Below are 26944 nucleotides of genomic sequence, written 5' to 3'. Positions count from 1 at the left end.
GGACTGGCTGGTACTGACAGTATTGACCGACCATTCCGGTACCGCCGTCGGCATCACAACGGGACTGCAGTTCCTTCCGATGCTGCTCCTTGGCCCGTACGCGGGCGTGCTTGCGGACAGGTACCGCAAACTCGTGATCCTCAAGTGGACGCAGACGGCCATGGGCCTGTGCGGACTGCTGGTCGGGCTCCTGGTCCTGACCGGTTCGGCGCAGTTGTGGCAGGTATATGTGGCGGCCCTCTGCCTTGGGGTGGCCAGCGCAATAGACGGACCTGCGCGCCAGGCCTTCGTCTCCGAACTTGTGGGGCAGAACAACATTTCAAATGCCGTGGCGCTCAACTCCGCCTCGTTCAACACCGCCCGGCTCACTGGACCCGCCATTGCCGGTGTGCTCATTGCCTGGGTGGGCACGGGACCCGTTTTCCTGCTCAACGCAGCCAGCTTCGCCGCGGTCATCGTCTCCCTATGGCGCATACGTCCGTCCGGGTTGTTCGCGGCGGTGCCGGCAGGCAATGGCAAGCATCCGGTCGCGGAGGGCTTGGGGTACGTATGGCGGCGCCCGGATCTGGTGCTCATACTTGTCATGGTCGGGATCCTGGGAGCATTCGGCATGAATTTCGCCATCACCAACGCACTGATGTCCACCGCTGAATTCGGGATGGGGCCGGGGGAGTTCGGGCTCTTGGGCTCCATCATGGCTGTGGGGACTTTGGCTGGCGCGTTGCTGGCAGCCCGCAGGTCCCGGCCCCGGCTGCGCTTCCTGCTCGGCGGCGCCCTTGGCCTGGGGTTTTTCACGCTCGTGGGCAGCGTGACCCCTTCGTTTTGGCTCTACGCAGCCGTCCTGGTTCCGGTTGGCCTTGCATCAATGACCTTCCTGAACAGCTGCAATACGAGTATCCAGCTCTCGGTGGAACCGCAGTTCCGGGGGCGTGTGCTGGCGCTGTATCTGGCGGTCCTGCAGGGCGGGACCGCCGTCGGGGCGCCCCTGATGGGGTGGATCGGCACTGAATTCGGCGCGCGCTGGTCGGTGGCCGCAGGCGGCTCCATCGTGCTGCTCACCGGCTTGTGCTCGGTGATCGTCGTCAGCCGGAGCAGCACTTTGACGCTGCGGGAACAACTGCGGACTGTGTCCGTCAGGAAGCGCCCAGGGTACGGGAGGACAAGGCGCCGCGAGGCCGCCCGCCAAATCGGGGGCGTCTGAAGCGGCCAATTGCCGGCCTGCGGACTGCCAGGGGAGGGCATGTCCACCAACCAGCTGAACAGGGGCCCCGGCCCGGCCATCCGGGGCTAATCCTCCGGGTCCTCCGGCTCGCCCAGCCCACGGGCGGCGAGGGCTTCGCCGGTCTGCCGGGCAAAGGCCACCGTGCTGATGAAGACGGGCAACACCAAAGCCCGCGGGTTTCGTTCGAGTCCGCGCGCCCGGGCCGAGTCGCGCACGTCCGTGTAGGCCCCGGCAACGAACGGGATGCTGCGGAGCATGATGGCGATGGTCAGGGCGAAGCGTTCCGGGTCCGCACCGAAGCGCCGGAACGGCCGCGCAAGCGACGCCACGCCGTCCAGGAGTGCCTGCACAGGAGTGGTGGCGGTCAAGATTGACGCCGCGACGACGCAGACCAGGACGTTTAGGACGATCCGGGCGGCGGTCGGTGCGCCCAGCTGCCACCACTGGAAAAGCCCGATCGCCACGAGCACCGGAAGGACCGGACGCACCGCGCGGAACAGCCGGGCCGAGCCGGCCCCGCTGAGCAGGAACAGTCCGCAGAGCAGCACCAGCATGGCGGCGGACACGGCCCAGTCGGCGATCAGGAACGACGTCATCCCGCACCCCACGACCAGCAGGAACTTCAGCCACAGCGGCGCGCGGTGGACCAGGGACGAGCCCGGCACATACGCCGCCAGCAGGAAGCCGTGGCCGCTCACGCCTGCTCCCGCCACGGCTGCTCCGGCACGGCGTGCTCCAGGGCCGCCGCGCTCAGGGCACGGTAACGGGCGACGGCGGCCGCCGGCTCGCCGTCGAACACCACCTTCCCGGCATCCACCACCAGGACGCGGTCCATGTCCAGGGCCAGCTCGAGGTCGTGTGTGGACAGGATCACCTGTTGGCGGAGCCCGGCGAGCGTGCGCCGCAGGAGTTCGCGGTTGCGCAGGTCCAGCAGCGTGGACGGCTCGTCCAGGACCAGCACCTCCGGATTAACGGCCAGGACCGCGGCCAGCGCCAGGAGCTGGCGTTCGCCGCCGGAGAGCTCGTAGATGCTCTGGTCCGCCAGCGGGAGGAGGCCGAACCGTTCCAGCACCGACTCCGCATGGGCCCGGCGCTCAGGGGCGTTACGGATGGAGCGGCGCAGGGACAGTTCGACATCCTCGCGCCCGGTGGGCATGACGAGCTGGGAGAGCGGATCGGTGAAGACAAAGCCCACGCGGCGGCGGACCTCACGGACGGCCCGGACCGTATCGGCACCGGCGACCCGCACGGTGCCGTCGCTGGGTGCCACGAGCCCGTTCAGGAGCCTCAGGAGGGTGGACTTGCCCGAGCCGTTGGCCCCGATAACCCCGATCCGCCGTTCCGTCAGGTCGAGCGAAAGGTCCTGGAGCAGCGTCTTGGGGGCGGGGCGGCCATCAACCGGCACCCGCACCGAAACCCGGTCCAGGACGATGATGCTCACGGGCGGGTGTCCACCGTCCGGACACGGCGCAGCAGCAGGTCCGGGAAGGCCTTGTGCAGGGCCAAGGCGATGCTGACGGCCAGGACGTTCTTGATGATGTCGCCCGGGTAGAACGCGAGATCGGCCAGGACGGCTTTGGAGAAGTCCAGCTTGGCGTTGACCATCATGCCCAGGATGCCCAGGCCGTGGATGAAGATGATGCTGCTCACCATGGCGGCGGCGAACAGGAGGATGGCGCGCAGCTTGCCGGTGCGGTTGGCGGTCCGCTTGAGCACGACGACGGTCAGCCAGCCGACGGCCGTGGCGGCCAGGAGGAATCCGATGATGTAGCCGGCGGAGGGGCCGGCGAGCACGCCCAGGCCGCTGCGGCCGCCGCTGAAGATCGGCAGGCCCGCGAAGCCCAGAAGCAGGTAGAGGCCGACGGCGGCGAAGGCCCGGCCCGGGCCGAGCGCCAGCCCCGTGAGCATGACGGCAAGGGTCTGCAGCGTGATGGGCACGCCGAGCCCGCCGACGGGGATGGCGGCGATCAGGGCAGAAGCGGCCACAAGGGCGGCGAAGACGGCGATGAGGCCAAGGTCGGTGGCATTCCAGCGGTCCCGGCGGCGCGGGGTCCTGGCTGCGGCGGGACGGTGGGTTTGCGTCATGATGTTCCTGTCGGGGTGCTGCGGCGGAAATATGGATTGTGATATCGACTGTACGGTCGCGGCGGGGGCTGTATTTTGTAGGCGCCCCACTAACCGGCGGCCCGGAAGCTGGAGGACGCCGCCAACGAACACCGCCAGCAGGCGGGACCAGCATGGCGACGGCGGCCGGCACTGCCATAGGTACCCATGTCATGGAGCCGGGGCAGTGCCGGTAGACTTGTGGAGGCCGTGCTCTCGCATCGCCCTGCCCCGGCCCCGCCCAGACTCCACCCGTCGTGCCGCGGCATTCCCTGTTGTGAAAGGCCTTAGCTGCATTGATTACCGTCCAGGATCTCGAACTGCGCGCCGGCGCCCGCCTCCTCATGGACCAGGTGAGCTTCCGGATCGACAAGGGAGACAAGATCGGTCTGGTCGGCCGTAACGGTGCAGGCAAGACAACGCTGACCCGGGTGCTCGCGGGCGAGGGCCTGCCCGCCGCCGGCAAGGTAACCCGCACCGGCGAAATCGGCTACCTGCCGCAGGATCCGCGCACCCCGGACATGGAGCAGCTCGCGCGGGACCGGATCCTGTCCGTCCGCGGCCTGGACATTGCCGTGGGCAAGCTCCGCCTGGCGCACGAAGAGATGGCCAGCGAGGACCCCGCGGTCCAGCGCAAGGCGATGAACCGCTATGACCGGCTGGAATCCGAATTCCTGGCTGCCGGCGGCTATGCCGCCGAAGCCGAGGCGGCAGCGATCTGCTCGAACCTCGCCCTGCCGGACCGGCTGCTGAACCAGCCGCTCAAGACCCTGTCCGGTGGACAGCGGCGCCGCGTGGAGCTTGCGCGCATCCTCTACTCGGACGCCGAAACCATGCTCCTCGATGAGCCCACCAACCACCTCGACGCCGATTCCATCTCCTGGCTCCGTGAGTTCCTCAAGAACCACCAGGGCGGGCTGATTGTCATCAGCCACGACACCGAACTGCTCGAAGCGACCGTCAACAAGGTCTTCCTCCTCGATCCCAACCGCGCCCAGATCGACTTCTACAACATGGACTGGAAGCGCTACCTCAACCAGCGCGAAACGGACGAGCGCGCCCGCAAGCGTGAGCGGGCCAACGCGGAGAAGAAGGCCCAGGTCCTCATCGACCAGGCCAACAAGATGCGCGCCAAGGCCACCAAGGCCGTCGCCGCCCAGAATATGGCCAAGCGTGCCGAGCGCCTTCTCGGCGGCCTCGAGGCAGTGCGCGCGCACGACAAGGTGGCAGCCCTGCGCTTCCCGGACCCGTCGCCCTGCGGCAAGACCCCGCTCACCGCGGACGGCCTCAGCAAGTCCTACGGCTCGCTGGAGATCTTCACCGATGTCGACCTTGCCATTGACCGCGGGTCCAAGGTGGTCATCCTGGGCCTCAACGGCGCGGGCAAAACCACGCTGTTGCGGATGCTGGCCGGCGTCGACAAGCCGGACACCGGCGAAGTCGTTGCGGGCCACGGCCTGAAGGTGGGCTACTACGCGCAGGAGCACGAGACGCTCGACGTGGACCGCAGCGTCCTGCAGAACATGCGCTCCTCCGCCCCGGACATGAACGACGCGGAAGTCCGCAACATCCTGGGCTCGTTCCTGTTCTCCGGCGACGACGTCGACAAGCCCGCCGGTGTGCTCTCCGGCGGCGAGAAGACCCGGCTGGCGCTGGCCACCATCGTGGCCTCGAGCGCGAACGTGCTGCTCCTCGACGAGCCCACCAACAACCTGGACCCCGCCAGCCGCGCCGAAATCCTCGGGGCCCTGAGCAACTACACCGGCGCCGTCGTCCTCGTGAGCCACGATGAGGGCGCCGTCGAGGCGCTCAACCCGGAGCGTGTCGTCCTGCTTCCCGACGGCATCGAGGACCACTGGAACGAAGACTACCTGGACCTCATCACGCTGGCGTAAGCCACCCAACCGACCCACAGCCGGGTCAGCGGACCGGCATCTCTTCCGCGCCCGTGATCCGGTGCAGGTCCGCGTAGCTGATGGAGAACATCGAGTTGTGGTCCCCTGCCCCCGCCCAGAGCACGCGGTGGGCCGACAACGACTCATCCAGCAGGGTCCGGATCTTCTCCGGGTGGCCTACCGGGGCGACGCCGCCGACCTCCTGGCCGGTGTGGGCCAGGACGAACTCGGGGGAAGCGCGGCGGATCTTGCCCGTGCCCAGCCGGTCCGCGACCTTGCGGACGTCCACCTTGGCCGCGCCGCTTGCCAGGATGAGCAGCGGGGTGCCCTCGAGCTCGAACACCAGGCTGTTGGTGATCGCCGCGACATCGCAGCCCAGCGCGGCGGCGGCCGCTGCCGCCGTCGGCACCTTCGCATCGAACACCGTCACGGTGTCCTGGGCGCCCAGGGCGGTGAGGGCACGCTTGACGTTGGCCACCGGGCCGGGAAAAGCGTCAGGGCTCATCGCTCAGAACCCCTGGGCGTCGAGGATGGCGTCTTCCTCTTCTTCCGCCGTCGCGTTCTTGCGCTTCCGCGGGGCAGGACGACGGCGGGCCACCGGGCCGCTGGAGTGCAGGAACACGCCCTCGGCGGCCTCGGCTTCGGCGTCCTCCGCGTCGATCGCGGCGTTGCGGGCCTGCTGCCTGGCCGCGTAGCCGAACCCGACGAACATCAGCACGCCGAACGCGAACCACTGCAGAGAGTAGGACAGGTGGGTGCCTTCATCAGTGGTCGGCTTGGGGAACGGGAACGGCATGTCCTGCACCGACGGCGACTCGGAGGCCAGCTGTCCGTAGGCGCCCGTCAGCAGCGGATAGCCCAGCTGCGCGGAATAGGCGGAGAGGTCGATCGAGGCCAGCTGTCCGTCAGGGGCGCCGCGCTGCAGCTCGGGCTCGGCCGGCTTGAGGCGGGCAACCACCGTCACCGGCCCCTGCGGCGGGGCAGGCACTGAGTCGGGCCGTCCCGGGGTGTTGTTGCCGATGGGCAGCCAGCCACGGTCGATCACCACGGTTTCGCCGGACTGGAGCTTGAAGGGAACCACCACCTCGTAGCCGGGCTGGCCGTTGAGCGGGCGGTTGCGGACGATGCGCTGTCCGGCGGCGTCGTAGCTGCCCTTCAGTTCCACCTGGGTCCACTCCCGCTCCGGATTCAGCCGGCTGAACTGGTCCCGGACATCGGCGAACGGCACGGGGGTGGCCGAGTAGTTGGAGACCACCCGGTTGATTTCGGCCAGGGTCTCGGCGCGGCGGTCCATCTGCCACCGGCCCAGCCCGACGCAGCCGGCAGCAAAGATCACGGCCAGCAACAAGTACCCCAGCCATTTACTGGAGAAGAGAAAGCGGTACATTCAGCCGATCCTGCCTGACGGGTCGAGAGGGGCGGTCACTGCCGGGAGGGGGACGGACCCTGCGCCGAGGACCACAGTCTCTTTCCATAGTCCGCGCGTCTGGAGGTAGTCCTCAAGCCAGGCGCGGTGCTCCCCGCACGCCAGCCAGATCTTGCGCCGCTCCGGGGTGTGGATCTTGGGATTGTTCCACAGCAGCTGCCATTCCGCCGCCGCGCGGCAGGCTTTCCGCGAGCAGACGGTGCCCGGGGCCGCGGCCGTGTCCCCACCGGTCCCGGCCAGGTCAAAGAGATTCATGAAGCTGCCCGTCCGTGGTCGTCGTCGTTCTCATCTTCGATCAGCTCCCCCTGCAGCAGCGTCCCTGAACCGTCTGCGCCGTCGCTCAGATCCTGCCCGTTTGGATCCTGCCCGGCGGGGCCCGCGGTGTCCGGTGCGTCCARCTCTGCGAGCGGAGCATAGTCCAGGAGCGAGTCACTGTGGATTTCCGCCTTGTCGCTGCCGTTGGCGATCACCACCGCCACCCAGGGCAGGAAGACGGCGCCGGCAATCGGAAGGAGTTTGAACCAGCCATCCACGACAAAAATCAGGATCAGGCAGACCATGCGGATGCCCATGGCGATGGCATACTTCACCATCCGCTGGTGCATCTCGTCCGAGTGCGCAGCAGCGGCGTCGGTGATGCTGTGCACCTCGGTACCGCCGGACTCGGAGTCCGGCCTCCCGGGCACATGCGCACCGGGTCGGTTTTTGAGTGTCACGGCTGTCAGATCACGCTCCCAAGGCTTACTTCGATTCTCTCACCATCGGCGGAGCCGCCCAAACGGAAGCGCACCGGGCGCTAAGATCGGAGGCAGGAAAATTCCAGCCCCCAGCGCGGCCCTCCCTGCCGCAGAATCCCGGAGCCCCATATGACTGACACATCCACCACTGGCCGCAGCGTTCTGATCACCGGCGGAAACCGCGGGATCGGCCTGGCCATCGCCGAGTCCTTCCTGGCCAACGGCGACAAGGTGGCCGTTACCTTCCGCAGCGAATCGTCCCTGCCCGAGGGCATCCTCGGCGTCAAGGCGGACGTCACGGACGAAGCGTCGGTGGACGCCGCGTTCGCGGAAGTCGAAGCCGCCCACGGCCCGGTGGAAGTCCTTGTGGCCAATGCCGGCATCACCAAGGACACGCTCCTGATGCGGATGAGCGAAGACGACTTCACCTCGGTGATCGACACGAACCTCACGGGCGCCTTCCGGGTGATCAAGCGGGCATCCAAGGGCATGATCCGGGCGCGCAAGGGCCGCGTGGTGCTGATTTCCTCCGTCTCCGGCCTCTATGGCGCGCCGGGCCAGATCAACTACTCTGCCTCCAAGGCAGGCCTGGTGGGCATCGCCCGGTCGCTCACCCGCGAACTCGGCGCACGCGGGATCACCGCGAATGTGGTCGCGCCCGGCTTCATCAACACCGACATGACGGCCGAGCTGCCCGAGGCCACGCAGAAGGACTACCTGACCAAGGTCCCCGCCGGCCGCTTCGCCGAGGCCTCCGAAGTCGCCAACGTCGTGCGCTGGATCGCCAGCGACGAGGCGTCCTACATTTCCGGTGCGGTCATTCCGGTCGACGGCGGCCTCGGAATGGGCCACTAGCCCCTACGCGGCAGGACGACGCAGGACACCTGCGGAGCACAGCGGACGACGGCGGATTCCGCCGTCGTCCGCTGTGCTGTGTCGGTTTGTTCTGCGTGCGCTTGTTCTGTGTCCGCTGTCTGTTGCAACCCGGACCGGGCCTCTGGAGACGCACAGTTTTCCGTGCCGGGTTCCGTGCCGGGAACCGTGCCGGGTTCCGCGCCGGGCCTTTTTGCCCTTGGCTCCGGGGCTCCTGGAGAGTGTAATGGGCTCACAGCCCCTGACCATGCCGCGGCAGGGGCGTGGACTCAGGAGGAAATCATGAGTGATCTCAGCAAATGGACGCCCTCGGACATGCTGGAACCGGTCCGCCGCTTCCTTGACGGTGATCTGTCCATAGCGCCAGGGATCAAGATCGAACAGTTCCAGGAGGGCACCACCCTGGTGGTGCGGGCGGAAGCGCCGGGGATCGACCCGGACCGGGACGTCGACGTCTCGGTCGGCGAGGGTGTGCTGAATATTGCGGTGGAGCGGCGGGAGTCGTCCGAGCACAAGAGCAAGGACGGTTACCGCTCGGAGTTCCGCTACGGCCGTGCCGCCCGGAGCATTGCGCTGCCCGCGGGGGTGAGGGAAGAAGACATCACCGCCACGTACAAGGACGGCGTCCTGGAAGTCCGCGCACCGGCGCCCAAGGTTGTGACCGGTGAAGCGACGACGAAAATCCGGATCGACCGCGGCTGACCCAGTCCCGGCACGTCCAAGCCACGTGACGACGGAACTACGCCGCCGGGGCTTCTTTGTGGATGCTGAACAACTGTAATGGCGCGGTCCGCTGGCATGATGGATTGCAGACCCACAGTATTTGGACGTTTGGAACAAAGGAGCTCGTATGGGACTGCTGGAGAACAAGACTGCGATCGTGACCGGTTCGTCGCGCGGAATCGGCGCCGAAGTGGCCAAAATCCTCGCCGCCGAGGGTGCGGCCGTCGTCGTCAACTACCGCCAGAAGGCGCCGCGCGCCAACAAGGTTGTCGCCGAGATCGAAGCCGACGGCGGCCGTGCCGCGGCCATCGGGGCAGACCTCACCACCCAGGAAGGCGTCCAGGCCCTCGCCAGCGCCGCGATGGAGAACTTCGGCTCGCTCGACCTCCTGGTCCTCAACGCCTCCGGCGGCATGGAGACCGGCATGGAAGAGGGCTACGCGCTGAAGCTGAACCGCGACGCCCAGGTGAACATGCTCAACGCCGCCGTTGCGCTCATGCCCCACGGCTCGCGCGTGGTCTTCGTGACCAGCCACCAGGCCCACTTCATCGACACGGTGCCCACCATGCCCGAGTACGAGCCCGTGGCCCGCAGCAAGCGCGCCGGCGAGGACGCACTCCGGGCACTGGTCCCGAACCTGGCCGAGAAGGGGATCACGCTAGTGGTCGTCTCCGGCGACATGATCGAGGGCACCGTCACGGCCACCCTGCTTGACCGGTCCAACCCCGGCGCCATCGAGGCACGCCGCGCAGAAGCCGGCAAGCTGTACTCGGTCAAGGAGTTTGCCGCGGAGGTCGCCAAGATGGCCTCGGCCGACGTCGAAACCGGCCACACGGAATACGTCGGCGGTGCGGATTATTTCGGTAAGACCGCAGACCAGGCAGCGGATAAGAGCTCCAGCTAGGCGCAGCCCGCCACGCGCGCCGGGATGGCGCGTCTAGAAGGCACGTCCCGGGAATGTTTTGACTAAACATTGCCGGGACGTGCCTTCCCGGTTAATGCATCAGACTCCGGCGATGTACCGCACGGCGTCGAGATAGGGAAGGTTGACGGCGGCGTCCGCGGCAGCGCGGACGGCCGGCTTCGCGTTGAAGGCGATGCCGATCCCGGCGGCGCCCAGCATGTCGAGGTCGTTCGCGCCGTCGCCCACGGCGATCGTGTGTTCCATCGGGATGCCCTCGGCCGCAGCCCATTCGCGCAGGTACTTCTCCTTGGCCGCCCGGTCGATCACGTCGCCGAGCACCTTGCCGGTCAAGGCGCTGTCGACGATTTCGAGTTCGTTCGCGATCCAGTAGTGCAGCCCCAGGTCTTCGGCGATCGGCCGGAGGATCTGGTTGAAGCCGCCGGACACGACCGCCACGGCATGGCCGGCGGCCTGGAACGCCGCCACCAGCTCGGCGGCGCCCTCGGTCAGCCTGACCTCGGCGCGGACAGACTCGACGACGTCCGCGGGCAGCCCCGCGAGGACCGCCACCCGGGCGTGCAGGCTCTGGGCGAAGTCCAGCTCGCCGCGCATGGCCGCCTCGGTCACCGCCGTTACTTCCTCGCGTTTGCCGGCGTAGGCGGCCAGGAGCTCGATCACTTCCTGCTGGATGAGGGTGGAGTCCACGTCCATGATGAGGAACTTCCGGGGCGCGCTGCGCAGTGTTGCCGGAACCAGCGCCGTGTCGACGCCCTCGATGCCGGCGGCCGCCAGCGCACGGCGCGCACTGTCCAGACGGGCTTCCGCAACCGCGGCGGCTGTGGCGGCGTCGGCAGTCCGTCCGTCCCGTCCGGCGTCTTGGCGGCTGTCCGCTCCGCCGGCCTGGGAGGCGCCCCGGGAGGCGTCCAGCGAGGCGCCCTGCACGCTGTCCAGGGCGCAGTCGACGGCGTACACCTCGAAGCGGGCGTCGCCGGTCCGGGTTTCCGCCCCGACGCCCAGCCCGGCGGCCGTCAGGAGCGAACGCAGCCGCTGGATGTCGGGAAGGGACAGTTTCAGGCCGTAGCTCACTGCGGTCACGTTCGAACTCATGGCCTCAATCCTAGCGAGCGGGCCGCGGGCGGCCCGAATTCGTTGCGCCCGGGCAGGCGCCGCGTGACGCTCCACGGCAGGGCGCGGCGCCGGTTATCAGTCGCCCGCTTTTTTGTCCTAGTGTCTACTCCTATGAGTGATGTTCTTGAAATGGCCGGGGTCAGTGTTGTACGTGGGGCGAAGACGCTCCTGGACAAGGTCGACTGGCAGGTCAAAGAGGGCGAACGCTGGGTGATCCTGGGCCCCAACGGTGCCGGTAAGACCACACTCCTCCAGCTGGCCGCGGCCCGCATCCACCCGACCTCCGGAATGGCCGGCATCCTCGAGGAAGTCCTCGGCGCCGTCGACGTCTTCGAGCTCCGCCCCCGGATCGGGCTGTCCTCCGCTGCGCTGGCCAGCCAGATCCCCGAGCACGAGAAGGTCCTCAACGTGGTGGTCACCGCCGCGTACGGCGTGACCGGCCGCTGGCGCGAGGGCTACGAGAAGGACGACGAGCGGCGCGCCTTCGGGCTGCTGAACGAGTGGGGGATGGGCCCACTGCTCAACCGCCCCTTCGCCTCGCTTTCCGAGGGGGAGCGCAAGCGCGTCCAGATTGCCCGCGCCCTCATGACCGATCCCGAGCTCCTGCTCCTGGACGAGCCGGCCGCGGGGCTCGACCTCGGCGGCCGCGAGGACCTGGTCCAGCGCCTGAGCGAACTCGCCCGCGACGACGCCGCCCCGGCGATCGTCCTGGTCACCCACCACCTCGAAGAAGTGCCGCCGGGCTTCACGCATGCGATGCTCATGCGCGACGGCGGCGTCGTGGCTTCCGGCCCGTTGCCGGAGGTCCTCACGGCGGAAAACCTGAGTGAAACGTTCGGCCTGCCGTTGGACGTCAGCGTCAACGCGGGCCGGTACACCGCGACCGCCAGCCGCTGACGGGGCCGCTGACCGCGCGTGGAGCTCCTCAATAGTGCCCTCATATTCTTCGCCGGCCTGTGGGCGGGCACCATCAACAGCGTCGTCGGATCCGGCACCCTGGTCACGTTCCCGGTGCTGATCGCCTTGGGCTACGCCCCCGTCACGGCCTCCATCAGCAACGCCATGGGGCTCGTGGCCGGCAACGCCACCGGCGCCTGGGGCTACCGGAAAGAACTCGAGGGCCGCGGCAAGCAGCTGCTCCGGCTTCTGCCGGCCTCGCTGCTGGGTGCCGTCACCGGCGCCTATCTGCTGTTGCACCTGCCCGAGAAAGTCTTCTACTACGCCGCCCCCGTCCTGATCGTGCTGGCCCTGCTGATGGTGGTCTTCCAGCCGCGGTTGCAGCGGTGGGTGAGGAACCGCGAGGAGAACCCCGAGCACGCGATCCGGGACCGCCGCCACAGTGTGCTGCTCGTGGTGCTGGTGTATCTCGCCGGCGTCTACGGCGGCTACTTCGTGGCGGCCCAGGGCATCCTGTTAGTCGGCATCCTTGGCGTGTTCATGACCGGGACCATCCAGAACGCCAACGCGATGAAGAACTTCCTGGTCCTGGGCGTGAACGTGGTGGCCGCCGCCTCCTACCTCCTGTTCGCCTTCGACCGGATCGACTGGGGTGTGGTCGGGCTGATCGCCGTGAGCTCCCTGATCGGCGGCGTGATTGGCTCCAGGGTGGGGCGCCGGCTCTCCCCGGCGGTCCTGCGCGGGGTCATCTTCACCCTGGGCCTGGTGGCGCTGGGGTTCATGATCGCCAACCTGTTCAAATAGCCCTTCCAACAGCCTCCCAGGAATGACCTGCCCGTGACCTTTCACTTTCTTGAATCCGCCGACGACCCGCGGGTTGCGGACTACACGCAGCTCACGGACGTGCACCTGCGCAAAATCCGGGAACCCGCGGAGGGGCTGTACATCGCCGAGTCCTCCCGCGTCCTGCGCCGGGCCCTGGCCGCAGGGCACCGGCCGCGGTCCTTCTTCCTGGCCGAGAAGTGGGCCGGGGACCTCGCCGATGTCTTCGAGCAGTACCCGGAGGTGCCGGCCTACATCGGCCCCGCGGCTCTGCTGGAGCAAATCACCGGCTTCCACCTGCACCGCGGCGCCATGGCCGCCATGCACCGGCCCGCCCCGGTGCCGCTGGCGGACCTGCTCGCCGGAGCCCGCCGGGTTGCGGTGCTGGAGGACATCGTGGACCACACGAACGTCGGGGCCATTTTCCGCTCGGCCGCGGCCCTGGGCGTGGACGCCGTCCTGGTCTCGCCGCGCTGCGGGGATCCGCTCTACCGCCGCAGCGTGCGGGTTAGCATGGGCACCGTGTTCCAGGTGCCGTGGGCCCGGCTGGAGGACTGGGCGGAAGGCTTGGCCGCGCTGCAGGAGCAAGGCTTCACCGTGGCGGCCATGGAGCTCACGGAGGACGCGGTGGACCTCGACGTGCTCGCGGCGCGCCGCCCGGAGCGGCTGGCCCTGGTGCTTGGGACGGAAGGCGCGGGCATGAGCGAAGGAACCCTGGCCGCCGTCGACCTCGCCGTGAGAATCCCGATGCGCCCGGGCGTCGATTCGCTCAACGTCGCCGCGGCGTCGGCGGTGGCGTTCTGGGAGCTCCGCCCGAAGGACTGAGGCGCCCTGCATCGTGCGGCGGCCGCGCCGCGCTGACGTGCGCCAATGCTGTTCGTCAGCGGTCCGGGGATCCGCTATCATTGATAGCTGGCCGTCCGGTGCTTTCCGCCGGCCATCCCATTCATACCTGGCAACTGGCAAAATCCAGTTGTGCGAACAAAGGTCCAATTATGAAGTCTAATACTCACCCGAAGTACGAAGCTGTTGTTTTCAACGACCTGGCTTCCGGCGTCAAGTTCCTGACCAAGTCCACCGTGTCTTCTTCGAAGACCATCGAGTGGGAAGACGGCAACACCTACCCGGTCATCGACGTCGAAATCTCCTCTGAGTCCCACCCGTTCTACACGGGCAAGCAGCGCATCATGGACTCCGCAGGCCGCGTCGAGCGCTTCAACGCTCGCTTCAAGGGCTTCGGCGGCAAGAAGTAACTTTCTTCCCCAAGGTCTTATGGAAAGCCCGCACCGGCAACGGTGCGGGCTTTCTGCGTCTCTGCTGCCGTTCCGGCTGACCGGGTGACCCGGGTTCCCGGGTTCCCGGGCGCATGCGGCAGGATGGAGGTCATGACATCCCATCCTGCGGCCACCGCTCCCAGCCCCGACGACGACGGCGGCGGCCGTCACCACGGTGAGTACAAGGTCCCGGGCGGCAAGCTCGTGGTCGCCGACTTCGACGTCGTCAACGGCGTCCTGGCCCACGTCTCGCTGAGCGGGGACTTCTTCCTCGAACCCGACGAGGCGCTGCCGGAGATCAACCGGGCGCTCACCGGGTTGCCCGTCGAGACGAGCGCCGCGGACATCGCGGACGCCGTGACGGAGGCGCTGCCCGAAGGCACCGTGCTGTTCGGTTTTTCTGCCGACGCCGTCGCCGTCACCGTCCGCCGCGCCCTGGCGAAGGCCACCGGCTGGGCGGACCACCACTGGAACATCATCGCCCCGTCCGTCCTCCCCACCCACGTCAACGTCGCCCTGGATGAGGTCCTCACCGAGGAAGTCGGCGCCGGGCGGCGCAATCCCACCCTGCGGTTCTGGGACTGGGAGGAGCCCTCCGTGGTGATCGGCAGCTTCCAGTCCGTCCGCAACGAACTCCACCCCGAGGGCGTGGCCCGGCACGGCATCAGCGTGGTCCGGCGGATCAGCGGCGGGGGAGCGATGTTCATGGAGGCCGGGAACTGCATCACCTACTCGCTGTACCTCCCGCAGACCCTCGTGGACGGGATCAGCTTTGCGGACTCCTACCGCTTCCTCGACGCCTGGGTGATGGCGGCCCTGCAAAAGGTCGGCATCAGCGCCTTCTACGTGCCGCTCAATGACATCGCCACCGAGCACGGCAAGATCGGCGGCGCCGCGCAGAAGCGGCTCGCCAACGGCGGCATGCTGCACCATGTCACCATGAGCTACGACATCGACGCCGACAAGATGGTGGAGGTGCTGCGGATCGGCAAGGAGAAACTGTCCGACAAGGGCACCAGGAGCGCCAAGAAGCGCGTGGATCCGCTCCGCCGCCAGACCGGCCTGGCCCGCGCCGAAATCGTTGCAGCGATGATGGACGTCTTCGCCGAACGCTACGGCGCGACCCCGTCCGTCCTCACCGACGCCGAGCTGGAGGCCGCCCGCCGCCGCGTGGAGACCAAGTTTGGCACCGCGGAGTGGCTGCACCGGGTCCCCTAACGGCCAGTTCCATAGCGGCCCGGTCTATCCCATCGATTGCTCTATAGCTGCCGTTTTCGGCCGTCAAAAGGGCCGTTACGGAGCGGTCGATGGTGCCTGGGCCGGTGCCGTCAGAGCCTGCGCCCTGAGGGAACGGTGCAGCTGGCTGCGCTGTTCGATGATGATCCGGCGCAGGGCACGCGGCGCATCAGGGTGGGCGGCCAGCCACTGGTCGGTGCGGACGATCACGGCGTGGGTTTCGGCCGTTCCGCCGTCCAGGTCTTGTGCCGCGGGGTAGAAGCCGCGGACAATCCGGCTGGCGATCTCGATGCTCCGGTCCGCCCAGACGTCCTCGAGGGATTCGAAGTACGGGTCGATGAACCCGGCCAGCAGGGAGGCCGCGCCGGTGTTGAACCCGGCAATCGTGGCTCCGAGGAGCTGGTTGGACAGGCCGGTGCCGTGGACGGCGGCATCCCAGGCGGCCGCCTTGACGGCTGGGTCGGGGCGCGCGGCGAGGGCCGTGGCGTGCCCGGACTTGCCTGCTGCCGTGTTGTCCCGGGCGAGTTCCTGGTCGAGCTGCTCCTTCGAGGCCTGGCCGTTGGCCGCCAGGGCATGCCAGAGATTCCAGCGCAGTTCGGCGTCCACGGCGAGGCCTTCAATCACCGTGCCGCCGTCCAGGATGCCCCGGAGCAGGTCCAGCCGGCCGGCGTCGTAGCGGCTGGTTGCGGCAAGGGTCCGGGCCCAGGCCAATTGCTGGTCGGAACCCGGGGCTGCCGTCTGCAGCTGTTCGGCGGCCGTTGTGAGGAAGCCGTGGCGCACGGCATCGCGCTGGCCCCGGGGCACGTAGCGTTCCACCGCCGTCGAGGCATTGCCCAGCACGTTGAGGAGGACGCCGATGCCCGGCTCCGCGGGCCCGAAGCGCTCGACGGCGTCGACATAGAGTGCGGCCGGTGTGACGGCATCCCGGGCCGAGTCCCACAGCGCCGTCCAGCACAGCGCCCGCGCCATGGGGTCCTCCAGCTTGTCCAGGGAGCCGCGGACAGTGGCCTCGGAATGCGGGTCCAGCCGGACCTTGGCGTAGCTGAGGTCCTCGTCATTGACCAGCAGCAGCGCAGGCCGCGGTTTGCCGGCCAGCGCGGTCACGTCGGTCCGGGCGCCGCGCACATCGGTCTCGACACTGTCCGTGCGGACCAGGGCGCCGGCGTCGTCGAAATCGTAGAGGCCGATCCGCAGCCGGTGCGGGCGGGGCTCCTGCCGGCCGGTGGTGGGATCCACGGCATCCTGCAGGACGGTGACGGAGCTGAGCGCGCTGCTGACTTCGGTGGATTCGGTGATCTCGCTGGACAGGGTGGAGATGCCGGAGGTCTGGAGCCATTGGCGGGCCCATTCGCTGAGGTCGCGGCCGGACGCCGCGCTCAGGGCGGCCAGCAGTTCGGCGAGGGTGGTGTTGCCGTAGGCGTGGTCCCGGAAGTACTGGCGGGACCCGGCGATGAAGGCCTCGAACCCGACGTAGGCCACCAGCTGCTTAAGCACCGAAGCGCCCTTGGCGTAGGTGATGCCGTCAAAGTTCTGCTTCGCGGCTTCCAGGTCCGGGATATCGGCGACGATCGGGTGGGTGGTGGGCAGCTGGTCCTGGACGTACGCCCACGCCTTGCGGTTGTTGGCGAAGTTCACCCAGGCCGTGTCCCAGTCCGTGGTCCGGTCCACGCCGAGGGTGCCCATGTAATCCGCGAAGGATTCCTTGAGCCACAAATCATCCCACCACTTCATGGTGACGAGGTCCCCGAACCACATGTGCGCCATCTCGTGCAGGAGCGTGTTGGCGCGGGCCTGGTACTGCGAATCGGCGGCCCGGGAGGTGAAGACGTAGCTTTCGGTGAAGGTCACCAGGCCCGGGTTTTCCATGGCGCCGAGGTTGTACTCGGGGACGAACGCCTGCTCGTATTTGCCCCACGGGTAGGGGAAATCAAAGAGTTCGTTGAAGAAGGACAGCCCGTTCCTGGTGAGGCGGAACAGGGCGTCGGTGTCGAAGGATGCGGCCATGGAGGCGCGGCAGTAGAGCGCCAGCGGTACGTCCAGAACGGTGCCGTCGGCGAGCGTGCCGCGCCAGGCGTCCTCGGCCTTGAAGTACGGTCCGGCGAGGACGGTGGTGATGTAGGTGGACATCGCCTTGGTGGGCGCGAAGTCCCAGCGGCTCGTGGCGGGATCACTCGTCAGTTGGGTGCGCAGCACCTCGGCGCCGTTGGAGGACACCTGCCAGTCGGAAGGGGCCATGACGTGGAAGGTGAACTCGGCCTTCAGGTCCGGCTGTTCGAAGTTCGCGAACACCCGGCGGGCGTCGGCGGGTTCATACTGCGTGTAGAGGTAGCACTGGCCGTCGGCGGGATCGACGAAGCGGTGCATGCCCTCACCGGAGGTGCTGTACAGGGCCGTTCCCGTGATGGTGACCTGGTTCTCCGGCTGCAGGTTCTCGAGCCGGATCCGGGAACCGTCCACGACGTCGGCGACGGCGAGTCCCTTGCCGTTGAGGAAGACGCTGAGCACGCTGCCGGCGATGAAATCCACGAAGGTCGTCGCCCCGGGTTCGCTGGCCGAGAAGGAGATGATGCTGCGGCTCGTGTAGCCGGCAACGTTCGGGTCGGCCGCCTGCCGGACGTCAAGGGAGACATCATAGCTGTGAGTGGTGATGAGGGCGGCGCGGTCCGCGGCCTCGTCGCGGCTCAGATTCTGGTTTGACACCCCGCTATCTAATCACGGGAGCGTGTGTGCCCGGTCACGCCGGCGGGAACATCAGGAAGGCGGCCGCCAGCCCGAGCAGGGCGATCAGCAGCCAGGACGCCAGCGCGGCCAGCAGCGCGCGTGCGCCGGTGTGCAGCAGCTGGCCCACCCGGACGGCGGAGCCCAGCCCGAAGAGCGCCATGCCGAGCAGCAGGTCCTGGACGGTGGCGGCCGCGTCCAGGGCCGCGGGGGAGAGCCACCCGGTGGTGCGCAGGCCCGCCAGGGCCACGAATCCGATGACGAACAGCGGGACCACCGGGGGGCGCTTGGCGCCGTCGGCTGCGGTGCCCAGCCGGTGATGGAAGCCCGCGGCGGCGACCATCGGCGCCAGCAGGATCACCCGGGTGAGTTTGACGACGACGGCGACGGCCAGCGCCGCGGTACCGGCGGTCTGGGCGGTGGCGACCACCTGCCCGACGTCGTGCACGGAGGCGCCGGTCCACGCCCCGAAGATCTCCGGACCCAGGCCCAGCGGCCGCGCGAGCAACGGCAGCACACCGATCGCCAGCGTGCCGCACAAGGTCACGAGCGCCACCGGCAGCACGGTTTCCTCCTGCCGGATTCTGCGCACGGCGGCCATCGCCCCGATCGCTGACGCCCCGCAGATGGCGAATCCCGTGGCCACCAGCAGCGCCACGCGGGGCGGCAGCCGGAAGAGCCTGCTGATCCCGTACGTCCCGGCGAAAGCGGCCAGCACCACGGCGGTCACGAGCAGCAGCGCGGCCCAGCCCAGGCCCAGGACATCGCCGAGGCTGACTTTCAGGCCCAGCAGCACGATCCCGGCCCGCATGAGGTGCTTGCCGGCGAAGTCCAGCCCGGGCCGCGCCGGCCCGGCGGTCCAGCCAGACACGCCCGGCAGGTTGGCCGCCAGCAGCCCGAGGAGCACGGCCATTGTCATCGCCGGCAGCGCGGGAAGGAGCAGGTGGGCGGCGACGGCGACGGCGACGGCAGCCGCGGCGCCGGCCAGGCCTGGCGCGGCCTCTCTCAGGGCGGAGGCGGTGGCGGATCTCTTGGGGGGCACGCCCCTACATTGCCGTACCCGGCCGGAAAAGCCGTAACCGCGGCCGTCCCGGCAGGCGGCCCGGACTGCGAGGCCAGCGCTGAGCGCCGCGCCGCGGGCCGCCGAAATGATTTCGGAACAAAAAAGTGGTTGGCTAGTGACCATGTCTGACCTATTCCAGGAATACTCCGAGGCCGCCGGCCGCACCGGCGCCTACGACGAGATGTTTGCCCCCGGCCAGCAGGCCCGGAGATCCTACGGGCAGGTGGCCCTGGCCTTGCGCGAACTCTCGTTGGCTGACGTCAGCGCCCGCGCCGATTCCATGGCCCGGACCTTCCTGGACCGCGGCGTGACCTTCGACTTCGCGGGTGAGGAACGGCCCTTCCCCCTGGACATCGTCCCCCGCGTGATCCCCGCCGATGAGTGGAGCGTCCTGGAACGCGGTGTGGCCCAGCGCGTCCGCGCCCTTGAAGCCTTCCTCAATGACGTCTACGACAAGATGACCGTGGTCTCCGACGGCGTCATCCCGCGCCAGCTCGTCACGACGAGCGCGCACTTCCACCGCCAGGTGCACGGCTTTGAGCCGGCCGGCGGCGTCCGGGTCCACATTTCCGGAATCGACGTCGTCCGCGACGCCGAGGGCACGTTCCGGGTCCTGGAGGACAACGTGCGCGTGCCCTCGGGCGTCAGCTACGTCCTCGAGAACCGCCGGGCCATGGCCAAGGGCCTGCCGGAGGCTTTCGGCCAGCAGCTCATCCGTCCGGTCGAGGAGTACCCCCGCCGGCTCCTGTCCGCCCTGCGGAAGACGGCACCCTCCGGCGTCGACGATCCCACCGTGGTGGTCCTGACCCCCGGCGTGTTCAACAGCGCCTACTTCGAGCACACCCTGCTCGCCGGACTCATGGGTGTCGAACTCGTCGAGGGCCGCGACCTCATCTGCCGCGGCAACCGGGTCTACATGCGCACCACGGCGGGCGAGCAGCGCGTGGATGTCATCTACAAACGCATCGACGACGAATTCCTGGACCCGCTGCAGTTCCGTGCCGATTCCATGCTCGGCTGCCCCGGCCTGGTCAACGCCGCCCGCGCCGGCGGCGTCACGATCGCCAACGCCGTGGGCAACGGCGTCGCCGATGACAAGCTGGTCTACAGCTACGTGCCCGACCTCATCCGGTACTACCTCAACGAAGAGCCCGTGATCGCCAACGTGGACACCTTCCGGCTCGAAGAGAAGGAGGCCCGGGAACACGTACTGGACCGCCTGGACGAGCTCGTGGTCAAACCGGTGGACGGCTCGGGCGGCAAGGGCCTCGTGATCGGCCCGGACGCGTCCAGGGACGAACTCGACGCCCTGCGCAAGCGGATCATCGCCGACCCCCGCGGATGGATCGCCCAGCCAGTCCTGCAGCTGTCCACGGTGCCGACGCTCAGCGGCGACAAGTTCGGCCCCCGGCACGTGGACCTGCGCCCCTTCGCCGTCAATGACGGCGAGGACGTCTGGGTTCTCCCCGGCGGACTGACCCGTGTGGCGCTCAAGGAGGGCTCGCTGATCGTCAATTCCAGCCAGGGCGGCGGTTCCAAGGACACCTGGGTCCTGGCCGACTCCCCGCAGGTCCCCGTCGAAGTGATCCCGCGGCCCACCATCGCAGTCCGCGAGCGGGTTTCGGTCTGGCCGGTGGAGAGCAACTGGCGCGACAGCCAGAAAGAGCAGCAACAGCAGCAGCAGATTTCTGACGCGCAGGAGGTAACCGCGAATGCTTAGCCGTATTGCCGAGTCACTGTTTTGGATCGGCCGCTACGTGGAACGGGCCGACGGCACCGCCCGGATCCTCGACGTCCACCTCGAACGGCTCAACCATCTGCCCATGGAGGAACAGCGCAGCGTGGCGCAGGAACTCCTCGCCGTCATGGGTGCCCGCGCGCAAAGTGACGATTTCGGCCTGCCCGAACTGCTCAACGCCCTCGCCTACGACAAGCAGAGTGCCACCTCCATTGCCGGTTCCCTCGGAGCCGCCCGGGAAAACGCCCGCCGCGCCCGCGAGACCGTCTCCTCCGGGCTCTGGGAAAGCCTCAACACGACCTACTACGGGCTCAACCAGCACCGCAAGGACGTGGTCGGCACCTACCGGTTCTGCAACTGGGTCCTGGAGCGCACCGCCATGGTCAGCGGCCTCGCCGACACCACCGTCAGCCACGACGAGAGCTGGCAGTTCCTGGTCCTGGGCCGGTCGCTGGAGCGTGCGGACATGACCGCGCGCATGCTGTCCACCCGCGATGTCCTCTCGGCCGGCATGTCCTGGGTGAACATGCTCCGCTGCGCCGGGGCCTACGAATCCTTCCTGCGGACCCGCCGGGCGGCGTTCGGGGACCAGCACGCGGCCGAATTCCTGCTGCTGGACCGGCTGTTCCCGCGGTCCATCGTCTACGCGCTGCGCGACGCCGACGAGTGCCTGGCGAAGCTCGACCCCTCGGCCCAGCGCGTCGGCTTCATCAACGACGCCCGCCGGATCGTCGGGCAGGCCCGCACCTTCCTGGAGTTCCACCGCACCGATGACCTCATGTCGGAGCTGCCGGAGCACATGGAGCGTGTGCAAAAGGCCGTGTCGCAGGCCTCGGACGCCATTTCCCGTAAGTACTTCAATCAGGCAGACGAACTGGCCTGGGTGGGAGAAGTTTCATGACCCGGCTGAACATCGTCCACAAGACGGCCTACAAGTACAACAAACGCGTCACCCTGTCCTACAACGAGGCCCGGATGACCCCGCTGACGGACCCGCAGCAGGTGGTACTGGAATCCTCCATGAAGGTTTCCCCCTCGCAGGCGGCCCTGAGCAGCTACCGCGACTACTGGGGCACCCGGGTGACCGCCTTCGACATGCAGATGCCGCACGAGCACCTCGAGGTGCTGTCCACCACCACCGTCGAGGTGCACCGGGTCGAGAAGATCGCAACCGAGGCCGACATCGTCGGCTGGGACGTCCTGGCCGCACCGGAACGCCTAAACCAGTTCAGCGACTGGATTCCCCAGTCCCAGCTCACAGGTCCCGGCTCCGAGGTGCTCGCCATCATTCCCGGCGTCGTCGAGGGGAAATCGCCGCACGAGGCCGCCATGGCGGTCTTTGCCTGGATGCGCGGTGAAATGACCTACATGAAGGGCTCCACCGGCGTCACCACCAACGCCGAACAGGCCTGGAACCAGCGGCAGGGCGTCTGCCAGGACCTGGCACACCTCGCCATCGGGTCACTGCGCAGCTGCGGTATCCCGGCCCGCTACGTGTCCGGTTACCTTCACCCGCGTTCGACGGCGGAGCTCGGCGAGACGGTCGCCGGCCAGTCGCATGCGTGGCTCGAGTGGTGGGACGGCGAATGGCGCAGCTGGGACCCGACCAACCACAAACCCGCGGGGGACTTCCACGTCACCGTGGCCCGGGGCCGCGACTACCGCGACGTGCCGCCGCTCAAGGGCATCCTGTCCGGCGGCGGGGGATCGGCCCTCAGCGTCAGCGTGGAGATCACCCGCGTCGCCTGACCGCACGCCGCGCCCCCGCGTTGCGCTGTCAGATCGGGCTGCCCTGAAGCCCTCACAAGCCCTCAGGGCAGCCCGATCTGAAAGCGCAAGAGGTGTTTTTTTGGGGGACGCGGGTTATTCGAGGCCGGAGCGCGTGGCGTCGTCCAACGGCGTCCACCAGGTCTGGGGCGGCACCACCTTGAACCGCCGGCCCGTGACGGTCTCCGGCGTAATCCGGACGAAATGTTCCTTCTTTCCGGCCTGCCACGGGAACAGCAACAGACCCACGGTGTCCATGACTTCCTGGGGGTTCTGCACCGGCGCGGCCTGGCCCTTGATGACGACGCTCCAGGCGACTCCGGTGTCCGCGTTGATGCCGTCGGCCTCCAGCGCCACAGGCGTGCCGCCGGTAGCCGCCTGCAGCTTGGTGCCCTCCGCGGTCCGGAACACCAGCGTGCCGTGGTCCACTTTGTAGTTGATCGGGAAGATATCGGGGTGGTCGTCCACCCAGACCGCCAGCCTGCCGACGGAGACGCTGCGCAACAGCCGCCAGCATTCGTGGTGGTCGAGGTCTTCGACAGCGTGGGTCTGGTCCTTTGGCTCGTGACGGCCCGGGCTCGATTCAGTGCTCATGCCGGCGAGCGTACGCGGCCGGGCTGACGGCGGCTAGGGCAAATGGACCCAGCCGCCGGGTTAATCTCCGAATTCTGAGGCTTTCCTGAGTCGTTCGCGCTATTCTGGCAGAGGGCCGTCAGCGTCTACATTGGCCGGAGCGAACTGGGGGCAATGACATGCATTCAACGGGTGAGGGCTCAGGCCATACCGTGTCCGAGCCAAATCCCGTAGTTGAGGAGCTACTGAAGGGGTTCGGCGCACGGGCGGAAGAGCTGCTTCAATCCAAGGAACGCATGGCCGGCCTGCTGGAAGCCGTCGTCGCCCTGGCCGAGGACCTGAGCCTGGATGCTGTCCTGGAGCGCGTGGTCGAATCAGCGTGCCGGTTGTTGCATGCCCGGTTCGGCGCCCTTGGCGTCATCGGTGATGACCACGCGTTAAGCCACTTCATCACTGTGGGCATCGATGGCAATCTGGCACGGCAAATCGGTCCGCTGCCGACCGGCCACGGAGTCCTTGGCCTCCTTATTACGGACCCGTTGCCGCTCCGGCTGCATGAACTGAGCAAGCACCCCGAGGCCTACGGATTCCCCGCGCACCACCCTCCCATGCAGTCCTTCCTTGGTGTCCCGGTCCGCGTCCGGGACGTGGTGTTCGGCAACCTCTACCTCACCGAAAAAGAAGGCGGGGAGGACTTTTCCGCCGAAGACGAGGCCCTGGCCGTCGCCTTGGCGGCGGCGGCCGGCGTCGCCATCGAAAATGCCCGGCTCTACGACGACGCCCGCCGCCGGGCACGCTGGCTGGAGGCCTGCATGGACGTCTCCGGGCTGATGCTGAGCACGGACCGCGACTACACCTCGGGCGGCCTGGACCCGATAGCCGGCCGGGCGCTCCAGGAGTCAGCGTCCTCACTCGCCCTGCTGGTGGCACCCGCCGCCAATGGCGTGGCCCACGTGGTGATCGGCGTTGCCGGTGAGCGTGGCACCGCGTTTTCGGGGCGGTCACTGCATCTGGACTCAGAGCTCCTGGAAGGTGTCCTCGAAGGCGGCGAGCCGGTGCTGTTCGACGACGCATCCGAAGTGTTGGGGGAGGTCGACGGCGCAGTCACCGGCCCGCTGCTGGCAGTGGCGCTGAGTACCCAGGGTGCCCACCATGGCCTCCTGCTGCTGGCACGGGACAAGGAGTCGGTGCGCTACGCCCGGACCGACATCGAAATGGGGGCCGTCTTCGGCTCCCACGTGGCCCTCGCCTTGGAACTGGCCCGGGTGCACCGGCTGCGCGAGGAGCTTCTGGTCTTCACCGACCGCGACAGGATCGCCCGGGACCTGCATGACCTCGTCATTCAACGGCTGTTCGCCGCCGGGCTGAGCGTGCAGAGCCTGACCCGTTTCACCAAGGAGGATCTGGCGCTGGAGCGCATCCGCAACATCACCGGCGAACTCGACGAGGCGATCCGCAGTCTGCGCGACACCATCTACTCGCTCAAGAGCAACACAGGCGAGATCGAACTGCTGAGCGGCCGGATCCGTCGTGTCACGCGCAGTTCGTCGAAGTCCATGCCGTTCCCGCCGCGCCTGACCATTACGGGACCCGTGGATGCCGTGACACCTGACAAGGCCGACAATGTCGTGGCCGTGGTTTCCGAGGGGCTCAGCAACGCCATCCGGCACTCTGGGGCGGATACAATCTCGGTCTCGGTTGCGGTCGTCAGGGGCCGGGTGACGGTGGTGATCAGCGACAACGGCGCCGGATTCGCCCAACCCTCAAAACGCAACGGGCTAAGCAACCTCGAGGACCGGGCGCGCATGCTCGACGGCGAATGCACCATCACGAGCGCGCCCGACTCCGGTACCAGCCTGGAATGGTCGGTGCCGCTTTAGCCAGCACGCCCGAAGGTCCGGTTTCCGCGGAGCCTACCCGACGCTGCGGGGCCGGATTACTTCGCCGGTTCTCCCGACGGCGGCCGCCGGAAATCCCGGGCTGGCGATGAAGACGGCGGCCTGCGTGCGGCGTTCGAATCCAAGCTTGGCCAGCAGGGACGACACATAGTTCTTGACGGTCTTTTCCGCCAGGAACATTTCGGCGGCAATCTGCCGGTTGGTCAGTCCGCCGCCCACCAGCTCCAGGACCTTGCGTTCCTGGGGCGTGAGGGAGGACGTGCGCGGGTCGACCTCTTCGGCCTCCACCAGGCTGTCCACGACGCCGGCGGCCACGCCTTCCTCGAAGAGGGACTCGCCCGCTGCTGCCCGCCGCAGGGCGCCGATCAGGTCCGTGCCGCCGATCTCCTTCAGCACGTATCCGCTTGCCCCGGCCAGGACGGCGCCGCGCAGGGCCTGTTCGTCGTCGAAGCTCGTCAGGATGATGCAGTTCAACGACGGGTCCACCGACCTCACGTCCCGGCAGACCTCGATGCCGGTCCCGTCCGGCAGGCGGGCGTCCAGCACACAGACATCAGGATGCAGTGCGGGAATCCGCCGGGTCGCCTCCACCGCGGATCCGGAACTGCCGACGACGGCAAACCCCTCGCCTTCGAGAAGCTCCTGCAGCCCGCGCCTGACAAGTTCGTGGTCATCAAGGATAAAGACTCGGATCACCGCCTGCCCGCCATCAGGTGCAGTGAGACCTGCGTCTGCCCAGGCAATCATGATTCTCCCGTCCGGCCGCTTGCGGGGCCGCTCGATGCTCTTAGTAACACGCTGATTCTTGTAACGAGATGCTGTCTTTCATCTGCTGACCCCAGCCTCTGCCATTCTTGTGCACCGGGGCGGCGCGGACAAGGGTCATAGTGCCCAACAGGCCGCCTCCGGCCCGTTGCCCGGAGCGTTTCCGGGTCGCACGCCGGCCGGGGTGCGTGCATGCCTTTTGGCCCTAGGCGCCTGGCCGGGCGAAGGCAATCATGGGAGCGTCGCCATCTGGCGCGGGAAACTCGGCCGGTACGAGGCAAGGATGGCAATGAACGAAGTCAGGGACGTCCGCACGATCGTGGTAGGTGTTGACGGCTCGGACGCTTCGGTGTCCGCGCTGCGGCATGCGCAGGGCCTCGCGGTGCCTCTGGCCGCCAAGGTGGTCGCGCTGGCGTGCTGGGACTACCCGCCGGTGTACGACGGCTATGTCGCCGTCGGCATCGACGACTTCGATGTCCGGGCCGGCGAAATCCTGGCCGAGGCGGTGGCGAAGGCCTTCGGCCCGGACACCCCGGACAACGTCGAGGCCCGCCTCATCCAGGGGCACCCCCGCCGCGTGCTGATCGAGGAGAGCAAAGCCGCGGACATGCTCGTGCTGGGCCGCCGCGGCCACGGCGGATTCGGTGGGCTGTTGCTCGGATCGGTGAGTTCCGCCTGTGTGGCACATGCGCATTGCCCGGTGCTGGTGGTCCACTCGCCAGAACACGGCTGACGCCGCAATCCTGCCGGAGGATTCTATTCGAACGTGGCCCGGCGCGGATCCGAGAGCCGGGTGCTCCACACATCGGGCCGGTTGACCTTGAAGCGTCGTCCGGTCAGGGCTTTGGGAGCCACACGCACGTAGTAGGCCTTCTCGCCGGGCTGCCAGGGCTCCAGGAGCAGGGAGTCAATTTCGTCCTTCTCCTCCTGGCTCTCGATGACCTCGGCTTCCCCGCGCGCCATCACGCTCCAGGCCGTCTCGTCGCGGGCCTCGTAGCCGTCGATCTCGAATGCAACCGGCTTGCCTGTGATCGCGCCCCACAGCTTCGTGCCGCCGGCGGTGCGGAAGGCAATCGCCCGCCGTTCGAGGACGAAATTTACCGGGAAGATTTCCGGATGGTTGTCTACGATCAGCGCCACGCGCCCCACGACTTCGGTATCGAGCAGCGCCCAGCACTGGTC

The 26944-nt window shown here is 68.0% G+C and carries 28 protein-coding genes; 15 read left to right on the top strand and 13 right to left on the bottom strand.

Annotated elements, in window-relative coordinates:
• Positions 1–1201 (top strand): MFS transporter (locus AC1D1W_RS13235; protein WP_476943915.1); only part of this gene is annotated, 1201 nt, incomplete at its 5' end.
• An 86-nt stretch (positions 1202–1287) separates the two neighbouring features.
• Here the strand turns inward: AC1D1W_RS13235 and AC1D1W_RS13230 are convergent.
• Genes AC1D1W_RS13230 through AC1D1W_RS13220 form a run of 3 tightly spaced genes read right to left on the bottom strand, consistent with a single transcriptional unit; the run spans position 1288 to position 3307 of the window.
• A complete protein-coding gene (locus AC1D1W_RS13230; protein WP_476943914.1) occupies positions 1288–1920 on the bottom strand; it encodes an energy-coupling factor transporter transmembrane component T family protein in 633 nt (210 codons plus the stop codon).
• Positions 1917–2663 (bottom strand): energy-coupling factor ABC transporter ATP-binding protein, encoded by a 747-nt coding sequence (locus AC1D1W_RS13225; protein ID WP_476943913.1) that lies wholly within the window; start codon positions 2661–2663, stop codon positions 1917–1919. The genes AC1D1W_RS13230 and AC1D1W_RS13225 overlap by 4 nt, the downstream gene beginning before the upstream one ends.
• Entirely contained in the window at positions 2660–3307 is a 648-nt protein-coding gene (locus AC1D1W_RS13220) for a biotin transporter BioY (RefSeq protein WP_476943912.1), read from the bottom strand. The genes AC1D1W_RS13225 and AC1D1W_RS13220 overlap by 4 nt, the downstream gene beginning before the upstream one ends.
• Before the next feature lie 314 nt (positions 3308–3621).
• Between AC1D1W_RS13220 and AC1D1W_RS13215 the strand changes: the two genes are divergently transcribed.
• Positions 3622–5220, top strand: a complete 1599-nt coding sequence (locus AC1D1W_RS13215; protein ID WP_028275532.1) for an ABC-F family ATP-binding cassette domain-containing protein — start codon at positions 3622–3624, stop codon at positions 5218–5220.
• 25 nt (positions 5221–5245) lie between these two features.
• On the opposite strand, the gene AC1D1W_RS13210 is transcribed toward AC1D1W_RS13215, so the two are convergent.
• From AC1D1W_RS13210 to AC1D1W_RS13195, 4 genes are read right to left on the bottom strand one after another with little or no spacing between them, the layout of a single operon-like run.
• Positions 5246–5725: a YbaK/EbsC family protein gene (locus tag AC1D1W_RS13210; protein WP_230011473.1), complete on the bottom strand. Its 480-nt coding sequence runs from the start codon at positions 5723–5725 to the stop codon at positions 5246–5248.
• A 3-nt stretch (positions 5726–5728) separates the two neighbouring features.
• Entirely contained in the window at positions 5729–6607 is an 879-nt protein-coding gene (locus tag AC1D1W_RS13205) for an SURF1 family cytochrome oxidase biogenesis protein (RefSeq protein ID WP_476943911.1), read from the bottom strand.
• A complete protein-coding gene (locus AC1D1W_RS13200) occupies positions 6608–6901 on the bottom strand; it encodes a hypothetical protein (protein WP_476943910.1) in 294 nt (97 codons plus the stop codon).
• The gene (locus AC1D1W_RS13195; RefSeq protein ID WP_028275536.1) at positions 6898–7362 is read right to left on the bottom strand and encodes a DUF3099 domain-containing protein; all 465 of its coding nucleotides are present in this window, start codon (positions 7360–7362) and stop codon (positions 6898–6900) included. Before AC1D1W_RS13195 ends, AC1D1W_RS13200 begins: the two co-directional genes overlap by 4 nt.
• Before the next feature lie 150 nt (positions 7363–7512).
• Between AC1D1W_RS13195 and AC1D1W_RS13190 the strand changes: the two genes are divergently transcribed.
• The 3 genes from AC1D1W_RS13190 to AC1D1W_RS13180 all read left to right on the top strand — a co-directional run bounded on the left by AC1D1W_RS13190 (position 7513) and on the right by AC1D1W_RS13180 (position 9883).
• Positions 7513–8238, top strand: a complete 726-nt coding sequence (locus tag AC1D1W_RS13190) for a beta-ketoacyl-ACP reductase (protein ID WP_230008961.1) — start codon at positions 7513–7515, stop codon at positions 8236–8238.
• A 300-nt stretch (positions 8239–8538) separates the two neighbouring features.
• Entirely contained in the window at positions 8539–8958 is a 420-nt protein-coding gene (locus AC1D1W_RS13185) for an Hsp20/alpha crystallin family protein (protein ID WP_028275538.1), read from the top strand.
• 148 nt (positions 8959–9106) lie between these two features.
• Positions 9107–9883, top strand: a complete 777-nt coding sequence (locus AC1D1W_RS13180; protein ID WP_028275539.1) for an SDR family oxidoreductase — start codon at positions 9107–9109, stop codon at positions 9881–9883.
• Positions 9884–9982: 99 nt separating this feature from the next.
• On the opposite strand, the gene serB is transcribed toward AC1D1W_RS13180, so the two are convergent.
• A complete protein-coding gene (gene serB / locus AC1D1W_RS13175; RefSeq protein WP_243177668.1) occupies positions 9983–10990 on the bottom strand; it encodes a phosphoserine phosphatase SerB in 1008 nt (335 codons plus the stop codon).
• A gap of 132 nt (positions 10991–11122) precedes the next feature.
• Here serB and AC1D1W_RS13170 point away from each other — a divergent pair, with 132 nt between their 5' ends.
• The 5 genes from AC1D1W_RS13170 to AC1D1W_RS13150 all read left to right on the top strand — a co-directional run bounded on the left by AC1D1W_RS13170 (position 11123) and on the right by AC1D1W_RS13150 (position 15222).
• Positions 11123–11908, top strand: a complete 786-nt coding sequence (locus tag AC1D1W_RS13170) for an ABC transporter ATP-binding protein (protein ID WP_026266341.1) — start codon at positions 11123–11125, stop codon at positions 11906–11908.
• A gap of 18 nt (positions 11909–11926) precedes the next feature.
• Positions 11927–12712, top strand: a complete 786-nt coding sequence (locus tag AC1D1W_RS13165) for a sulfite exporter TauE/SafE family protein (RefSeq protein ID WP_476943909.1) — start codon at positions 11927–11929, stop codon at positions 12710–12712.
• Positions 12713–12745: 33 nt separating this feature from the next.
• The gene (locus tag AC1D1W_RS13160) at positions 12746–13555 is read left to right on the top strand and encodes a TrmH family RNA methyltransferase (RefSeq protein ID WP_476943908.1); all 810 of its coding nucleotides are present in this window, start codon (positions 12746–12748) and stop codon (positions 13553–13555) included.
• A 170-nt stretch (positions 13556–13725) separates the two neighbouring features.
• On the top strand, positions 13726–13983 hold the full coding sequence (locus AC1D1W_RS13155; protein ID WP_018772953.1) for a type B 50S ribosomal protein L31: 258 nt from the start codon (positions 13726–13728) through the stop codon (positions 13981–13983).
• Between the two features lie 132 nt (positions 13984–14115).
• Positions 14116–15222, top strand: a complete 1107-nt coding sequence (locus AC1D1W_RS13150; RefSeq protein ID WP_476943907.1) for a lipoate--protein ligase family protein — start codon at positions 14116–14118, stop codon at positions 15220–15222.
• Positions 15223–15297: 75 nt separating this feature from the next.
• Here AC1D1W_RS13150 and pepN read toward each other — a convergent pair whose 3' ends face one another.
• Together pepN and AC1D1W_RS13140 are read right to left on the bottom strand one after the other, a co-directional pair.
• Positions 15298–17940 carry an aminopeptidase N gene (gene pepN, locus AC1D1W_RS13145; protein WP_476943906.1) on the bottom strand — a complete coding sequence of 881 codons (2643 nt, stop codon included), beginning with the start codon at positions 17938–17940 and terminating at the stop codon, positions 15298–15300.
• A gap of 34 nt (positions 17941–17974) precedes the next feature.
• On the bottom strand, positions 17975–19000 hold the full coding sequence (locus AC1D1W_RS13140; RefSeq protein WP_476943905.1) for a YeiH family protein: 1026 nt from the start codon (positions 18998–19000) through the stop codon (positions 17975–17977).
• Positions 19001–19142: 142 nt separating this feature from the next.
• Here AC1D1W_RS13140 and AC1D1W_RS13135 point away from each other — a divergent pair, with 142 nt between their 5' ends.
• The 3 genes from AC1D1W_RS13135 to AC1D1W_RS13125 are packed head-to-tail and all read left to right on the top strand — an operon-like array spanning position 19143 to position 22508.
• The gene (locus AC1D1W_RS13135) at positions 19143–20741 is read left to right on the top strand and encodes a circularly permuted type 2 ATP-grasp protein (RefSeq protein WP_243177658.1); all 1599 of its coding nucleotides are present in this window, start codon (positions 19143–19145) and stop codon (positions 20739–20741) included.
• The gene (locus AC1D1W_RS13130) at positions 20734–21660 is read left to right on the top strand and encodes an alpha-E domain-containing protein (protein ID WP_026266338.1); all 927 of its coding nucleotides are present in this window, start codon (positions 20734–20736) and stop codon (positions 21658–21660) included. The genes AC1D1W_RS13135 and AC1D1W_RS13130 overlap by 8 nt, the downstream gene beginning before the upstream one ends.
• The gene (locus AC1D1W_RS13125) at positions 21657–22508 is read left to right on the top strand and encodes a transglutaminase family protein (protein WP_028275546.1); all 852 of its coding nucleotides are present in this window, start codon (positions 21657–21659) and stop codon (positions 22506–22508) included. The genes AC1D1W_RS13130 and AC1D1W_RS13125 overlap by 4 nt, the downstream gene beginning before the upstream one ends.
• Before the next feature lie 114 nt (positions 22509–22622).
• Here AC1D1W_RS13125 and AC1D1W_RS13120 read toward each other — a convergent pair whose 3' ends face one another.
• A complete protein-coding gene (locus tag AC1D1W_RS13120) occupies positions 22623–23120 on the bottom strand; it encodes a pyridoxamine 5'-phosphate oxidase family protein (protein ID WP_028275547.1) in 498 nt (165 codons plus the stop codon).
• 158 nt (positions 23121–23278) lie between these two features.
• Here AC1D1W_RS13120 and AC1D1W_RS13115 point away from each other — a divergent pair, with 158 nt between their 5' ends.
• Positions 23279–24979, top strand: coding sequence for a GAF domain-containing sensor histidine kinase (locus tag AC1D1W_RS13115; protein WP_476943904.1), 1701 nt, complete (start codon positions 23279–23281; stop codon positions 24977–24979).
• A 33-nt stretch (positions 24980–25012) separates the two neighbouring features.
• On the opposite strand, the gene AC1D1W_RS13110 is transcribed toward AC1D1W_RS13115, so the two are convergent.
• A complete protein-coding gene (locus tag AC1D1W_RS13110) occupies positions 25013–25744 on the bottom strand; it encodes a response regulator (protein WP_476943903.1) in 732 nt (243 codons plus the stop codon).
• Between the two features lie 301 nt (positions 25745–26045).
• Between AC1D1W_RS13110 and AC1D1W_RS13105 the strand changes: the two genes are divergently transcribed.
• Positions 26046–26495 (top strand): universal stress protein, encoded by a 450-nt coding sequence (locus AC1D1W_RS13105; protein ID WP_243177654.1) that lies wholly within the window; start codon positions 26046–26048, stop codon positions 26493–26495.
• Positions 26496–26518: 23 nt separating this feature from the next.
• Here AC1D1W_RS13105 and AC1D1W_RS13100 read toward each other — a convergent pair.
• Positions 26519–26944: pyridoxamine 5'-phosphate oxidase family protein (locus AC1D1W_RS13100; protein ID WP_476943902.1), on the bottom strand; the 426-nt coding region annotated here is incomplete at its 5' end.

It is taken from the genome of Arthrobacter sp. P1_B4, assembly GCF_056406555.1.
This window is presented reverse-complemented; position numbering and strand designations above follow the sequence as displayed.